Source organism: Aeromonas sp. s4, from assembly GCF_040907855.1.
GTDB lineage: Bacteria > Pseudomonadota > Gammaproteobacteria > Enterobacterales > Aeromonadaceae > Aeromonas > Aeromonas caviae.
On the sequence record NZ_JBFOCP010000004.1, the window covers coordinates 63,081 to 76,991 of the forward strand.

The following is a 13,911-nucleotide window of genomic DNA, read 5'->3' on the forward strand; positions in this document are numbered from 1 at the left end:
AGAGAATACTCTGCCTGGATTTATTCCCAATCTATCCCTTTCTTCTTTCATCACCAGCTCCTTGAACGACAAGATACATCAAACGGAAATCATATTTTCATTCTGAGGTTCAGAAGATGAGATTTAGCCAACGAATAGGAAAACGACCTGTTAACTCTGTCATTCAGACTGAAGGAATGACGGATGAGCTTCGCAACTCAATATGGAACGTTCTCGATCTTTACATTTTTAGTAGAGATGGATTTGTTTATCATAGATATCACCATGGGATAGGTGACATAGATGTATTTAGCAAATCGCTCTGGTTTAATTTATTCAAAAAACCAATAGATACTCGTCCAGATCATCCTTCCGATATCCTTTTCCATATTCGTCAATACTACTTCGGGTGCGAATGGTATGACGTCTATGACTTCCTCGAGTTTACTCTTGGGATAGAAAAATCAAATCCAATGAATGAAAGATTGAATAATATCTTAGAGCGTGAGCTTGCAGGCTACCGTTTTATTTCAGGCTCCATTGTCCCTGTGACAGATCAACAAGAAATAAAATCTATAGAACAAGCCATGACTGCAGGACCATTTGCTGGTGTGGAGGCTCACCTAAGTAGCTCTATCGAACACCTCAGCAGAAAACAAAATCCAGACTATCGAAACTCTATTAAAGAGTCCATTTCAGCAGTTGAAAGTTTGGCAAAAGAGCTGACCGGCAATCCCAAAGCAACCCTAGGTCAAGCACTCTCGACTCTGGAGAAAGACGGTAAAATTCATCCCGCTCTAAAAAATTCTCTAACTGCGCTGTACGGCTATACCAGTGATGAAGGGGGCATTCGTCACGCAATGCTTGAGGAACCAGAGCTATCTGCATCTGATGCAAAGTTTATATTGGTTGCATGTTCAGCCTTTATAAATTACATGAAGGAAAAGGTTTGACACCATCAAATATCGTCATAACTGATAAAGAGGAAACAGATGTTGGAGTTAATGCCAAAAATAGCAGATATATCTAGCATCAAAGGGATAAGTAAACTACTAAGTTTACCAATGGTTTGTGTAGCATATATGCTTCAATCTGGCGCAGTGATTTCCCTTGACAGTTTTGTGATCCTATCAATACCCAGCGATATATCTGCTTTTGCTCAATTGAATAGATTGATTCTCATATTTATCTTGAAGTCACTATTTATATCCACGGCTACTCTAATAATATATGAAATGCTAAAGGCGATACATATATTCACTAACAAACCTATATTGCACGTTATATCAATGTTATTTATTGCATTTGCAATTTTAGGAATATTTGGTTTGGAGCACTTCCCCCAAATATCAGCAATCAACCCATTCTGGTTTTACAGTTTTATTGTATGGGGCATTTACATTCAGACTACTGTAGATAAGTTCGACCTTATTGATGAGGAATTTAGAAAGACGCCTTAGCCAAAGCTAAAGCTAAAGCTAAAGCTAAATATGGAGGTATTATGACAACATTGGATAGAAATGGACAGCCGTTTGCAAATTACAACGCTAGTCGAAATCGTGACAAATTACTAAACAATCTCACTGGTATACTGGATGGGATCGTGGCGGATGGCATCATTGAGGAGCAAGAGGTTCTCTATCTCGATACTTGGCTAAAAGAATGTGCGGGTAGCCGTGACTGGGTGCTGAGAGAGTTAAGTAAAACGGTATCTGATGTGCTGGCCGATGGAGTGATCACGGAAGATGAGAAACTTCATTTGATGGGTGTCATCCCTCAATTTATGGAATCACTGCGACATCTCCCAGGGGTGGATTTCTACTCGCAAGAGTCAGACAAGCTACTGCTGGAAGGGCTCTGCAAAGGGATGGCTGGCGATCAACATCTCTCTGACGCTGAAATCCGCTACATGAGGTGGTGGATGACCCAAAATAGCATGTTGCGTGCTCACTACCCCGGCAAGCATCTTTATCAGACCGTCGAGCGGATCCTTGAAGATGGTGTGATCACCGAAGAGGAACGTGAAGAACTACATCAACAAGTACTGCTGTTTGTTGGCAATCCCTTTGAACAAGGTGCCGTCGATGGCATGGCAACCCGCCTCGCAGTTTCCGAGCTGACCATTGACTCATTGGCTGGACAAGGAGTGTGTTTTACCGGGGCATTTCTTTCCGGGACTCGCAATCAGTGCCAAGAGAAAGCAATGAACCTTGGAGCCATCCCACATAATACCGTCACAAAAGAAGTCGATTACTTGATCATTGGTGAACTTTGCTCCCGCGATTGGCGCTACTCATCCTATGGCCGCAAAATCGAAAAAGCGATGAAACAGCAAGAAAAAGGCCACCATATCAAGATCGTGACCGAAGAAGCTTGGCTGGAGTATGTCGAGGCCATCGACAGCGCCATTGAAAGTTAATTCGTCTGTAATCCAGCCCACCAAAAGAGTGGGCATTTTTACACACCAAAATGAAAGCATTCTTATATTTTAACTTGCCACACACAGATAAGCATACTTACAATCAATTCCGTACACACCAGTAAACGGGATGAATTATGTCGAACCAACACCACCAAAAGCGCATCTACATCGCAGGCCCCATGTCGGGCCTGCCTGACTGCAACCGCCCCGCCTTCCATGCCGAGGCCAACCACCAGCGTGAGCGCGGCCATATCCCGCTCAACCCTGCCATCTTCCCCGAGGGCCTGACTCAAGCCGAGTACATAGCCTGCAGCCTGCCCATGGTCATGCTCGCCGACGAGCTGGTCATGCTCCCGGGCTGGCGCGATAGCCAGGACGCCACCGCCGAGTTCCACCTCGCCATGAAGTGCGGCAAAGTCATCCGCCAGGCCGAAGACGGCTTTGCCTGGTACCCCACCAGCCCGGAGACCGCAGCATGAGCCACACCACCTTGCATCTCGAGAAACGTGTTTTGGACCCATGTTGTGGCAGCCGAATGATGTGGTTTGATCGTCAGCACCCTGACGTGGTTTTTGGCGATCTGCGCCGCGAGGTGATTTCCGTCACGGACCGTTCCCACGGCAACCAGAACGGTACGCGAACGCTTCGCATAGAACCTGATGTGCAAATGGACTTTCGGGCGCTGCCTTACCCAGATGGCGCATTCAAACTGATTGCATTCGACCCACCACATCTGGAACGAGCAGGACCGAATAGCTGGCTTGCAGCCAAATACGGCAAGCTCGGTCCTGACTGGCGTGATGACCTGCGCCGTGGCTTCTCTGAGTGCTTCCGCGTCCTGGCTCCTGACGGAGTGCTTGTCTTTAAGTGGAATGAGACTCAGGTAAAAGTTGGGGAGGTATTGGCGCTCACTGACGTCAAGCCCTTGTTCGGTCACCCAAGTGGCCGCCATGGGCTCACACACTGGCTCGTGTTCATGAAACCCACAGAGCGGGAGGTAGCATGAACCACTACGCCCAAGCGCTGGCCGAACTGCAGGCCCAGCCTGACCACGAGCTCAAGCAGATTGGCGACCAATGGCAGACCCCCAAGGCGCTGGCCTGGGGCCTGTTCCACCAGTTCGCCCCCACCCTGGGGCCGGTGGTGCTCGACATGTTCGCCGACGACTGCAACCACCTGGTGCCGCACTACTACGACGCCGAAGACAACGCCCTCACCCAGGAGCTGGCCGCCGACCTGCGCCGCCTGGGGGGTGCTGCCTACGCCAACCCGCCCTACTCGCGCCCCTGCACGGATAGCGAGGGGAACCCCATCACCGGGATGGAGGCCATCCTCAACTACTGCCGCGAGCAACGGGCGCTGGGCGCCAAGATCATGTTGCTCATCAAGGCCGCCACCAGCGAAACCTGGTGGCCGGAAGATGCCGACTTCATCCAGTTCATCAGCGGGCGCATCGGCTTTGAGGTACCGAGCTGGTACGTGCCCCGCGACCCGAAGAAGGACAAGCCCAGCTCCAGCGGCTTTGCCTCAGCCGTGGTGATCTTCGACGCCGGCTGGCAGGGCGAGCGCCGCCCCGAGGCACGCCTGCGCCGTGACGACCTCATCACCACCGGCACCATCATCCTCGACATGATCCACCGCCAAGCGGTAGAGCTCACCCTGGCCGCCGATCACGTTATCCGTAACGCCGGCCTCAAGCTGGCCCCCGTGGTCACCCAGGAGCAACCCGCCATAACAGAACCGGCCGCGGGGGAACCACCAGCAGCCGACGATAACGAGGCCAGCGCCGCGGCGGCGGCCGAACTGGGCTATGCCGATGCCAGCAGCATCATGGCCAAGCAAATTGAATGCGTTGATCTCGGCGAAGAGCAACAGGATACGGTCAGGGGTTATGTGCAAGGCTGGCTGGACGAGCCTTATCCACTCTCCGAGATCTTCTATCGGCTCGATCTGGCCGTCGCCAACCTGCTGGCCGGCAAGCCTATCCATCAGGGCTTTGTCGCAGAAGAGAGTCGTTCCCCCACCCTGCCCCACTGGCAACGCCACCCCGCAGTGAAGGGGGTTATCTACCAGATCGACGATGCGGACATCCTGACCCCGGCCAGGACCGCCGAGCTGGCCGCCTGGATCATCGACAACCTGACGGCGCCAGGCGATCTGCTGGAACTAGCCACCGCCAAGGCCGCCGAGCTGTTGGCGCAGAGTACCGAAGCCACCATCCCAGAGCCAAACCATGCAGAGCGGCAGCTCGAGCTGCTGGATGCCCACCACCCAACCGAGGAACCCAGCACAAAGCCGCTCGAGGACTGGGCCTTTGACTACCAGAACAACGAGCTCAATTTGGGCGGCGCCGAGTGGCCGTGCTTTGTCGCCGTGCTGACCGTGCTCTACGGCGCCAAGGAGCACTACACCGCCCGGGAGGTAGCGATCGCCATCTCAGTCAGCGATGAGCAGCTCATGGACGAATACACCACCCTGGACGAGGAAACCAAGGTGCTGCTGCGCAAGGCTGTCTCCACTCTGAAGCAGGTTGAGGGATACAACTTCACCGAGGCCTTCACCATGCTCGACCTGCACCGCCAGGAGGCCGTCATCGCCTTTATGAACGCCCTGCATAACGAGCCGACCCTCAGCCCCGTCACGCAAAAGAGCGTGATGATCAATGCCATTACTCGAGTGAATGAGGTGGCAGCATGAGCATCATTCAGGAGGTTGCCGAGTGGGTTCATGCCCGAACCGATGGCGCCATCAGCGCAGAGGTGGCTGCGGCCTTCTCCCTCACGGTCAGCAAGGCCAGCATCGTGATGGGCCAGATACACAGGGAGGCCCGCTTCACCACCCGAGTTGAACACTTTTGCATGGTCGGGGAGAACGGCAGAGGGCGGCACACTCGCCGCCTCTTCGTGGACCAGGTGCGGGATCCGCAATGGCACAAGACGCCGGTGATCGGCATCAACGAGGAGCAGCAGATTGTGAGGTTCGACAGCATTGTCGAGGCGGAACGAACAGGCGGGTTTGTGCGGGTCAGCATCACCCGTTGCCTGAACAACTCTCAGGCAACCCATGGTGGCTATCGCTGGACCGTCGCTACAAATGAACAGAATGGATAGGAGGAAGCATGCAAGAACAGATTGAAAAGATTGACCAGAGTGAGCTGATGATTATGTTGGGAAAAGGGCGCACAGCGCTGTATCACCTGCGCATGAGGGATACCACCTTTCCCAAACCCATCGACCACCAGCCACTGCGCTGGATAAAGTCACACATCATGGCCTGGATTGACAGCCACAACCGGATCAGTGGCAACGCCTAGCTCCCGCTGGATCACCGTCCACCAGCGCTCATAGGCAGCCGCTTGATCCTCAAGCCAGTCATGTTTGTTGTAAACAGCCATCACGCCAAGCAGGGTGTGCCCCAGCATCACTTCGGTGATATGGGGCGACACCCCCATTTCCGATAACCGGGTCGACAGCGTTCGACGAGCATCATGAATCCGCCAATGGGGGATCCCCAGGCTGCTGCGTAAGCGGCTCACCAGCCGATTGCACGAGTGGATCTCCAACGGCCCATTCCCCTCCCCTTGCCCAGGGAACAGATAGACCTGGTCCACCGACGCCATCGCGGCTCGTTCGAACAGTTGCTTGCCCACCGATGTGATGGGGCGGCGGATAGGCCTGCCGGTCTTGCTGATCTCCGCCGGCACGGTCCAGACCATAGACTCGAAATCCAGGTCCTGGCGTTTTAGCGTTCTGGCCTCTGACAGCCGGCACCCATAGACCAGGCAGAGTAGATGAATCACCTTGTTGCCGGTTCCGGCCCGGCTGGCCTCGATGGCCCGCCAGATCTTCGCAACCTCTGGCACAGTCAACACCCGGTGACCGGTCTTGGCGGGGGCGCCAACATCCCTGGCCCGCAGACTCATCATGTTGGGCATGTTGATCGTGCCGCGGCGAGCATGCCAGTTGAAGCACGCCTTCAATGCCGTGATCACAGCCCGGGTTACCCCGGGTGCACGTTCACTGATGGCATCGAAATAGCTCAACCACATGTCCATGGTGATCTGGTTGATTGGCCGGTCAGGCAAGCGGTTCTTCACCGACGAGAAGGTATAGCGATAGTATTTCTGGGTGCCTTCTCGGCACTCCCGCATCACGTACTTCTCGAACCACTCATCAAACAACGCTGCAGGCGTAGGCCCGTCGCCCGAGGCACTGATCGGCGCAACACCGCTTTTGAGCTCATCGGCCTTTATCCGGGCCTCTCGCAAGGTCAGAGCCGGGTACCGACCAAGAGAGGTCCGAACCCGCTTCCCGTCGACCACATGCCGAACCTGGAACGCAACCACCCCCTTCGGTGAGACCCGGACACTCAGCCCATCACCGTCGCTCACTTCGCTCGGGCCAGCATATGGTTTACCATTCACCCCTCGAAGCCAGCTATCTAATAACGCCATTGCTACCCCATAAAATTTTGTACCACTCGCATGGGGTATTTTGTACCAGATAATGTACCAGCAGGCCATTGAACAACGTCAGGTTTGGGTGAACGATGAAAGTGTCTTCGGAATTTGCATCTCACCATAACGGCACTAAATCCTGAAAAATCAATCAGAAGCGCGAACATAAAAGAACACATGAGCACATCATCGAAGCAAACCACCCAGCCCACTTACTACTTCCACGACTACGAGACCTTCGGCATCAGTCCGGCCAAAGACAGGCCGTCGCAGTTTGCGGGCATTCGCACCGACGCGGATTTCAACGTCATCGGCGAGCCGCTGGTGATTTACTGCAAGCCGCTGGCAGATTACCTGCCGGAGCCGGAAGCCTGCCTCATCACCGGCATCACGCCGCAAAAGGCGATGAAGGACGGGCTGTGCGAGGCGGACTTCATCCGCCAGATCCACGCAGAGTTCGCCACCCCGGGCACCTGCGTGCTCGGCTACAACAGCATCCGCTTCGATGACGAGGTGACCCGCTATACCCTCTATCGCAACTTCTATGACCCCTATGCCTACGCCTGGCAGAACGGCAACTCCCGCTGGGACATCCTCGACATGCTGCGGGCCTGCTACGCCCTGCGCCCGCAGGGGATAGAGTGGGCCGTCGATGAAGAGGGCAAGCCGAGCTTCAGGCTGGAGAAGCTGACGGTGGCCAACGGCGTGGCCCACGCCAACGCCCACGATGCGCTCTCGGATGTGCTGGCCACCATCGAGATGGCCAGGCTGGTGAAAAAAGCCCAGCCCAAGCTCTTCGAGTACCTCTTTGATCTTCGCAACAAGAACAAGGTGAAGGCCCTCATCGACGTGGTGACCATGAAACCCCTGGTGCACGTCTCCGGCATGTTCTCCCCCTGGCAGGGGTGCGCAAGCTGGGTGTCGCCGCTCGCCTGGCACCCCACCAACCAGAACGCGGTGATCATGGTGGATCTGACCCGTGACCCGACTCCGCTCATAGAGCTCTCCTGCGAGGAGATCCGCGAGCGCCTCTACACCAAAAAAGAGGAGCTGGGGGATCTGGCCGGCATTCCGGTCAAACTGGTGCACATCAACAAGTGCCCGGTGCTGGCCCCGGCCGCCACCCTGACCCCGGAGCGGGCGGACGAACTGGGCATCAATCGGGCTCAGTGCCGCAAGAGCCTGGATCTGCTGCGGGCCCACCCCGAGGTGCGGGAAAAACTGGTGGAGGTGTTCAACCAGGAGTTTGCCGGCAGCACCGACGGCGACCCCGACACCCAGCTCTACGCCGGCTTCTTCGGCCACGGCGACAAGTCCACCATGGATCTGGTGCGCGCCACTCCGGCGGATCTGTTGGGGGAGCGGGAGTTTGCCTTCACGGATCCCCGTCTGCCCGAGATGCTATTCCGTTACCGCGCCCGCAACTGGCCCCACACCTTGAGCGAAGCGGAGCAGAAGCGCTGGCGCCTGCACTGCAGCGACTACTTCAGCCGCCGCCTGCCGGATTATGTGCCGCGCCTGGAAGCCCTGGCGGAACAGAACCAGGGGAACGAACGGAACTTTGCGATTCTAAAGAGTCTCTATCACTACCTTGAAAATCTGTGAGATGTGAGCCGTTTCACAGTTAAAAACCGATGCGTTTCCCCGGCTCGCGACATAATGGGCAGGGAGCCCAAGCTCCTGATAGTGTGAATATTTAGATGCGCTGACGGCATGGATGCCGTGCTTTCGACTGTTGGGGAACTCTCGTTTTATGCGTTCAGCTCTGCCTGCTTTGACACTCGTCGCCTGTGCCCTGCTGCCCCAGGCCGCCCTCGCTGGCGCCCGGTTCGAGGTGCCGGACTACCTCTTGCGCCTGCCGGAGCAGACCTACCGGCTCATCGAGCACAACTTCAGCACCCTCTACCAGCAGACCGACTTCACCCCGCAAATCACCAACAGCTATTTCAACCACTCGGATCTCTACCGCTTCGCCGGCATTCCCCTGGCCATCACGCCGCAAAACGGCTTCCAGATGGAGGTGTTCGGCCAGCTCTACAACAAGTCGTCCCAGATCTATGCCCAGATGAGCCAGGATCTCTCCCTCTATCGCACCCTGCGGGTGGACATGATGGGGGATCAGAGCGACGAGATCGCCATCGGCATGGGGCTCGGCATCCCCCTGACAACCCGCCTCACCGTCAAGGCGCTCGCCTCCAGCAACGAGATCCCGGGCTATGGCTCCGCCAATTACGCCATCGGGATGGAGTGGCACTTCTAGAGACCATTTCGCCACGTAAAAAAGGCTCCCGAGGGAGCCTTTTGGCAGTGCAACGCCATCAGGGGTAGCGGATCACCGCCCCCTGCCCCCCTTGCAGCACCAGGGTGCTCCCCAGGGGCGTCTCGTCCCAGAAGCTCGTGCCCCCCGGCGCCAACGGGAACTCGCAGGGGTGCTCCCCCCAGTTGAACAGGCAGAGCAGCTCGCCGCCCCCGGGCAGCGCCACCCGCCCGCGCTCGAATGCCATCCCCTCGAAGCGGGCCGCCGGGGTGCGCGCGGCGCACAGGGCGAGCAGCTTGCCAAGGCGCGCCCCTTGCGCCTCGTCCAGATCCTGCAATCTGTCCCCCGCCAGTACCATGCCACCGCTCGCCACCAGGGCGGCCAGGTGGAAGTCGTACTCGGCGCGGCTCCCGTGCTGGCCCGGAATATCCCGCAGGCAGACGCAGTCGGGGTCCAGCACCCAGAGCCGCTCGTGCTGCCAGGCGCGGCAGAAGGCTTCTCGCGCTATCTGGCGAAAACGGGGGCCCTGGCGCTCCACGTCATCGCTCACCCGCATGCCATGTACCAGGCCGAGGCTCGGCCACAGCGGCGCATTGCAGCCGAGCAGGAAGGCCCCCTCCCCGGCGCCGCGCAGGATGGCGGCCATACCGCGCCGATAGGCCTCCACCCGGGTGGCGGCGGGGTCGTGGAAGCGACCACCGTGGATGGCCCCCCAGAAGTTGGCATCGAGCTTGAAGTAGTGAATGCCCCACTGGGTACGCAGGGTGCGAAATACCTGCTCCAGGTGCGTCTGCACCTCGGGGTGGGTGCCATCCAGCACGTACCAGGGGGTGCAGCGCCAGCCCCCGTAGGTGACCCGCTCCGAGGGGAGCGGCAGGCCATCCTCCCCTTTCACGAACCAGTCAGGGTGCTGCTGGAACACCCGGGAGCCGGGCTCGGCGATAAAGGGGGCGACCCAGAGCGCAGGCTCGCAACCGGCGGCGCGGATCTCCCCTGCCAGGGCCGCCACCCCCTCCTCGAACTTGGCGGAAGGGGTGAGCCAGTCCCCCATCCTGGCCTGATAGCCATCGTCTATCTGCACGTAGCGCAGGGCCGGGAAACGCTCGGCCCGCACCGCCAGGTTCTCGCGAATGTCCGCCGCGCTCACGTTCGCGTAGTAGTGATACCAGGAGCACCAGCCGCTCGGGCGCGTGGGCACCTCCCCCACCAGGGAGCCGTGCTCGGCGGCGATATGCTGCGCCAGCGTCGCGAGCAGGGCCTCCCTGTCCGGCCCCTTCAGGCAGATCAGCGCCTCGCTCTGCCAGTGTGCACCCGGCGCCAGGGTGCGCCCTTCGGTGTTCATCACTATCTCGAGGCGCCCGTCGGGATGGAGGCGAAACTCCCCGCCAAAGCGCTGGCAGCTCGCAAAGGCCAGCAGCAGCCAGCCCCCCTCCTGCGCCACCAACAGCAGGTTGTGCACCGTGTGGTAGCCATCGTCGGCGGTGATGCGATAGACAGACGCATCGGGGCAGCGGCCCAGGTGCTCGGGGGCGTTCCAGCGTCCCCCGGTCTGGGCCAGCATCTGGAACCCCTCCCCGTAGATGGCCGCGTCGGGCGCAAGTCCGAGATCACCCTCAAACAGCCGCCAGTGGTGGACGGCCTCGGACTGCTTCCCGGTGTTGTCGAGCCTCACCCGGCAAAGCGGCCCCTCCCACTGGCGGGTTTGCAGCAGGGTGTCAGGGAGGGCAGGGTCGGCGGGCAGTTGGCGCAACCGGGCCAGGAGAGAGGGGGTCGACATGGGAACTCCTTCTTGTGAATGGGGTTGAAGCCGGGCCATTGTATCCCCTGCGGGCCAGTTGACCCTGTTCCCTCCCCCCCGTGCCTGTTAAACTGCGACCTTGCTCACACTTGCCAAGATGAGGCCCCCGTGCTGCTGCAACGCACCCTGCGCTACCTTCGTGATTTTCTGGTCATCATCGCCTGTCTGCTGGCAGGCAAAGCCGTGGCGGCCATCCTGCCCTTCGCCTTCCCCGGCAGCATCATCGGCATGCTGCTGCTGTTCGTGCTGCTCTCCTTGCAGATCGTCCGCTTCTCCTGGGTCGAGCTGGGGGGCGGCCTGCTGCTGCGCCACATGGGGGTGCTGTTCGTGCCGGTGGCGGTGGGCCTGGTGGCCTGGCTCGAGCCCCTGCGCCAATCCTTCGGTCTCATCATGCTCTGCGTCGTGCTCGGCATCGTGCTCATCCTGGGCGCGGTTGGCCACCTCTATCAAAGGATGAACAAGCCATGATCCTCTGGTTCGCCCTGCCCCTCACCCTGGCCCTCTATTTCATGACCCGGGCCCTCTACCGCCGCCTGCCCTGGCCCGTCATCAATCCGGTGCTGATCCCCACCGCCGTCATCATCGGCCTGCTGCTCTGGCTCGATCTGCCTCTGGATCAGTACCAGCAGGGGGCCTCGCCCCTGACCGCCCTGCTGGAACCCGCCGTGGTGGCCCTGGCCCTGCCGCTGTACCAGCAGGCGCGCCAGATCCGCGACAAGCTCACACCCATCCTGGCCTGCACCCTCACCGCAGTGCTCATCTCGGTCTGCACCACCCTGGGGGTCGGCCACCTGATGGGGGCGGATCCGGCGCTGCTCGCCTCCATCGCCACCAAGTCCATCACCACGCCGCTCGCCATGAGCGTCAGCCAGTCCCTCGGCGGCATTCCCGCCATCGCCGCCGCCGTGGTGGTGGTGGTGGGGATCCTGGGGGCCCTGGCGGGCTATCCCCTGCTCAAGCTGATGCGGGTCACCGACCCCGAGGCCCAGGGACTCGCCATGGGAGCCTGCGCCCACGCCATCGGCACCGCCGCCTCCGCCGAGCAGGGGGTGACCCAGGGCGCCTTCTCGTCGCTGGCCATGGTGGTGTGCGGTGTGCTGACCGCGGCCATCGCCCCCCTGCTGTTCGCCCTCTACCACTGGCTGACCTGATCCCCGTTGCCATGGCCGCCCCTGCGGCCATGGCCTCTGTGCCCTTTCACCGTTTCCATCCGATACCCTCACCTCCCTGATGCCGGGAGCTGGCGCACAGATTGCGAAAGACAAACGTTTCCTTTACCATCCCCGCCCCTTTGCCCATCAAGGCGTGAGCGCGCTCACACAATTCGCCGCGCTTGCTCCCTACAATGGCCCCCCAATTGGCCTTTGAGGACACAGTATGCATCCCCGCTTTGCCAAGCCATTCGAGACCCTTTCCGCCCCGCTCCAGGCCGCCCTGCTGCCCATGCTGGGGGACGATTTCCAGGCCCGTTTCACCCCGGACCAGGTCGCGACCCTGAAGGCCGCCACCGGGCTGGATGACAGGGCCCTGCGTCTGGCCTTACTGCCGCTGGCGGCCGCCTGCTCGGTGGCCCCCATCTCCAGGTTCTTCGTCGGCGCCATCGCCTGCGGCCTGAGCGGCACCTGGTACTTTGGCGCCAACATGGAGTTCGCGGGCCAGGGGCTGTTCCACTCGGTCCACGCCGAGCAGTCCGCCATCTCCAACGCCTGGCTGGGTGGCGAGACCGGGATCTCCGAGATCACCGTGAACTACACCCCCTGCGGCCACTGCCGCCAGTTCATGAACGAGCTGAGCACCGCCAAGACCCTGAAGGTCTCCCTGCCGGACGATCTCAGCGAGCTGCAATCCTTCCTGCCCCACTCCTTCGGCCCCGCCGATCTCGAGATCACCGATGCCCTGATGAGCCCCCAGGCCCACGACGAGCTGGTACTCGAGAGCGACGATCCCCTGTGGCAGGCTGCGCTCGCCGCCGCCCGCCAGAGCTATGCCCCCTACAGCCAGGGCTATGCCGCGGTGGCGCTGCAGTTCGAGAACGGGCGCATCTTCTGCGGCCGCTATGCCGAGAACGCCGCCTTCAACCCGAGCCTGCCCCCTATGCAGATGGCCTGCGCCCACGCTGTGCTGGGTGGCGAGGATCTCGCCACCGTGCGCCGCGCCGTGCTGCTGGAGAGCAAGGATGGCCAAATCAGCCAGCGGGATTCGGCCCAGTCCACCCTGAAGGCCCTGGGTTCAGTCGAGCTTGAGTACAAAGCCGTCTGACCCCGACATCCGTCAACGGGAAGGGGAGCTGCGGCTCCCCTTCTTGCTCTCTGCGGCTCTCATCCTGCCCCTCCCCCCCTCTCTCTGCGCCTCTGGCGCCGTGCATCAGATGCCCCCCTGCCCCATGTGAGGGCGGTCTCCCTCCGATGACCTTATTGGCAGACCTCCTCTGCGGTGGCGGGAAGCCCAGGTTAAGGGGCCAATACCCCGCCCTCGCCCCTTGCGGCCCCCGTGTGTGACCCCAAGATGCATTTGCCAAGCCACTGGGATCCCGCCTCTCCATGGATTTTGCAAATACCTTTCCCTGCCGATTCCCCCGACGCGGGGCGGTATGGCGGCGGCGGGAAAGGTCGGGGAAGGTCGGGGAAGGGATAAATACCCCGTCCCCGCCTCTTGCGGCCCCCGTGTGTGACCCCAAGATGCATTCGCCAAGCCACTGGGATCCCGCCTCTCCATGGATTTTGCAAATACCTTTCCCTGCCTGTTCCCTCGATGAGGGGCGGTATGGCGGCAGCGGGAAACGTCGGGGAAGGGGTCAATGCCCCGCCCCTGGCAGCCCCCGTGTGTGACCCCAAGATGCATTCGCCCAGCCACTGGGATCACCCCTCTCCATGGATTTTGCAAATACCTTTCCCTGCCGTTCCCTCGACGCGGGGCGGTATGGCGGCGGGAAACCTCGGGTAAGGGGTCAATGCCCCAGCCCCCTGTCGGCTGCTTCCCCCCTGAAATACAGTCGGGGG

Annotated in this window: 15 protein-coding genes; 13 read left to right on the forward strand and 2 right to left on the reverse strand. The window is 59.7% G+C overall.

What is annotated here, in order from left to right; genetic code table 11:
* Positions 1 to 116 precede the first annotated feature (116 nt).
* From AB5Y89_RS01605 to AB5Y89_RS01640, 8 genes are all read left to right on the forward strand, one after another.
* Complete coding sequence (locus tag AB5Y89_RS01605; RefSeq protein WP_270681889.1) at positions 117 to 932, forward strand: AbiJ-NTD4 domain-containing protein; 816 nt, start codon at positions 117 to 119, stop codon at positions 930 to 932.
* Positions 933 to 971: 39 nt separating this feature from the next.
* Positions 972 to 1,439 carry a hypothetical protein gene (locus AB5Y89_RS01610; RefSeq protein ID WP_368222759.1) on the forward strand — a complete coding sequence of 156 codons (468 nt, stop codon included), beginning with the start codon at positions 972 to 974 and terminating at the stop codon, positions 1,437 to 1,439.
* Positions 1,440 to 1,480: 41 nt separating this feature from the next.
* A complete protein-coding gene (locus tag AB5Y89_RS01615) occupies positions 1,481 to 2,398 on the forward strand; it encodes a BRCT domain-containing protein (protein WP_368222760.1) in 918 nt (305 codons plus the stop codon).
* Positions 2,399 to 2,535: 137 nt separating this feature from the next.
* Positions 2,536 to 2,880: a DUF4406 domain-containing protein gene (locus tag AB5Y89_RS01620; RefSeq protein WP_368222762.1), complete on the forward strand. Its 345-nt coding sequence runs from the start codon at positions 2,536 to 2,538 to the stop codon at positions 2,878 to 2,880.
* Entirely contained in the window at positions 2,877 to 3,407 is a 531-nt protein-coding gene (locus AB5Y89_RS01625) for a class I SAM-dependent methyltransferase (protein ID WP_270816749.1), read from the forward strand. Before AB5Y89_RS01620 ends, AB5Y89_RS01625 begins: the two co-directional genes overlap by 4 nt.
* A complete protein-coding gene (locus AB5Y89_RS01630; RefSeq protein ID WP_368222764.1) occupies positions 3,404 to 5,098 on the forward strand; it encodes a phage N-6-adenine-methyltransferase in 1,695 nt (564 codons plus the stop codon). Before AB5Y89_RS01625 ends, AB5Y89_RS01630 begins: the two co-directional genes overlap by 4 nt.
* Positions 5,095 to 5,511 carry a hypothetical protein gene (locus tag AB5Y89_RS01635; protein WP_102948336.1) on the forward strand — a complete coding sequence of 139 codons (417 nt, stop codon included), beginning with the start codon at positions 5,095 to 5,097 and terminating at the stop codon, positions 5,509 to 5,511. Before AB5Y89_RS01630 ends, AB5Y89_RS01635 begins: the two co-directional genes overlap by 4 nt.
* Positions 5,512 to 5,519: 8 nt before the next feature.
* Positions 5,520 to 5,714: an AlpA family transcriptional regulator gene (locus tag AB5Y89_RS01640; RefSeq protein WP_162624076.1), complete on the forward strand. Its 195-nt coding sequence runs from the start codon at positions 5,520 to 5,522 to the stop codon at positions 5,712 to 5,714.
* On the opposite strand, the gene AB5Y89_RS01645 is transcribed toward AB5Y89_RS01640, so the two are convergent.
* Entirely contained in the window at positions 5,661 to 6,854 is a 1,194-nt protein-coding gene (locus tag AB5Y89_RS01645) for a tyrosine-type recombinase/integrase (RefSeq protein ID WP_368222765.1), read from the reverse strand. The two genes, AB5Y89_RS01640 and AB5Y89_RS01645, sit on opposite strands and share 54 nt — an antisense overlap.
* Positions 6,855 to 7,034: 180 nt before the next feature.
* Here AB5Y89_RS01645 and sbcB point away from each other — a divergent pair, with 180 nt between their 5' ends.
* Together sbcB and AB5Y89_RS01655 are read left to right on the forward strand one after the other, a co-directional pair.
* Entirely contained in the window at positions 7,035 to 8,462 is a 1,428-nt protein-coding gene (sbcB, locus tag AB5Y89_RS01650) for an exodeoxyribonuclease I (RefSeq protein WP_368222766.1), read from the forward strand.
* A 148-nt stretch (positions 8,463 to 8,610) separates the two neighbouring features.
* Positions 8,611 to 9,117, forward strand: coding sequence for a hypothetical protein (locus AB5Y89_RS01655; RefSeq protein ID WP_010674463.1), 507 nt, complete (start codon positions 8,611 to 8,613; stop codon positions 9,115 to 9,117).
* A 58-nt stretch (positions 9,118 to 9,175) separates the two neighbouring features.
* Here AB5Y89_RS01655 and AB5Y89_RS01660 read toward each other — a convergent pair whose 3' ends face one another.
* Positions 9,176 to 10,891 (reverse strand): glycoside hydrolase family 36 protein, encoded by a 1,716-nt coding sequence (locus AB5Y89_RS01660; protein ID WP_368222767.1) that lies wholly within the window; start codon positions 10,889 to 10,891, stop codon positions 9,176 to 9,178.
* 129 nt (positions 10,892 to 11,020) lie between these two features.
* On the opposite strand from AB5Y89_RS01660, the gene AB5Y89_RS01665 reads away from it, so the two are divergent.
* The 3 genes from AB5Y89_RS01665 to cdd all read left to right on the forward strand — a co-directional run bounded on the left by AB5Y89_RS01665 (position 11,021) and on the right by cdd (position 13,171).
* Positions 11,021 to 11,380 carry a CidA/LrgA family protein gene (locus AB5Y89_RS01665; RefSeq protein ID WP_010674461.1) on the forward strand — a complete coding sequence of 120 codons (360 nt, stop codon included), beginning with the start codon at positions 11,021 to 11,023 and terminating at the stop codon, positions 11,378 to 11,380.
* Positions 11,377 to 12,063 (forward strand): LrgB family protein, encoded by a 687-nt coding sequence (locus AB5Y89_RS01670; protein ID WP_041212945.1) that lies wholly within the window; start codon positions 11,377 to 11,379, stop codon positions 12,061 to 12,063. Before AB5Y89_RS01665 ends, AB5Y89_RS01670 begins: the two co-directional genes overlap by 4 nt.
* Positions 12,064 to 12,289: 226 nt before the next feature.
* Positions 12,290 to 13,171, forward strand: coding sequence for a cytidine deaminase (cdd, locus tag AB5Y89_RS01675; RefSeq protein ID WP_368222768.1), 882 nt, complete (start codon positions 12,290 to 12,292; stop codon positions 13,169 to 13,171).
* Positions 13,172 to 13,911 lie beyond the last annotated feature (740 nt).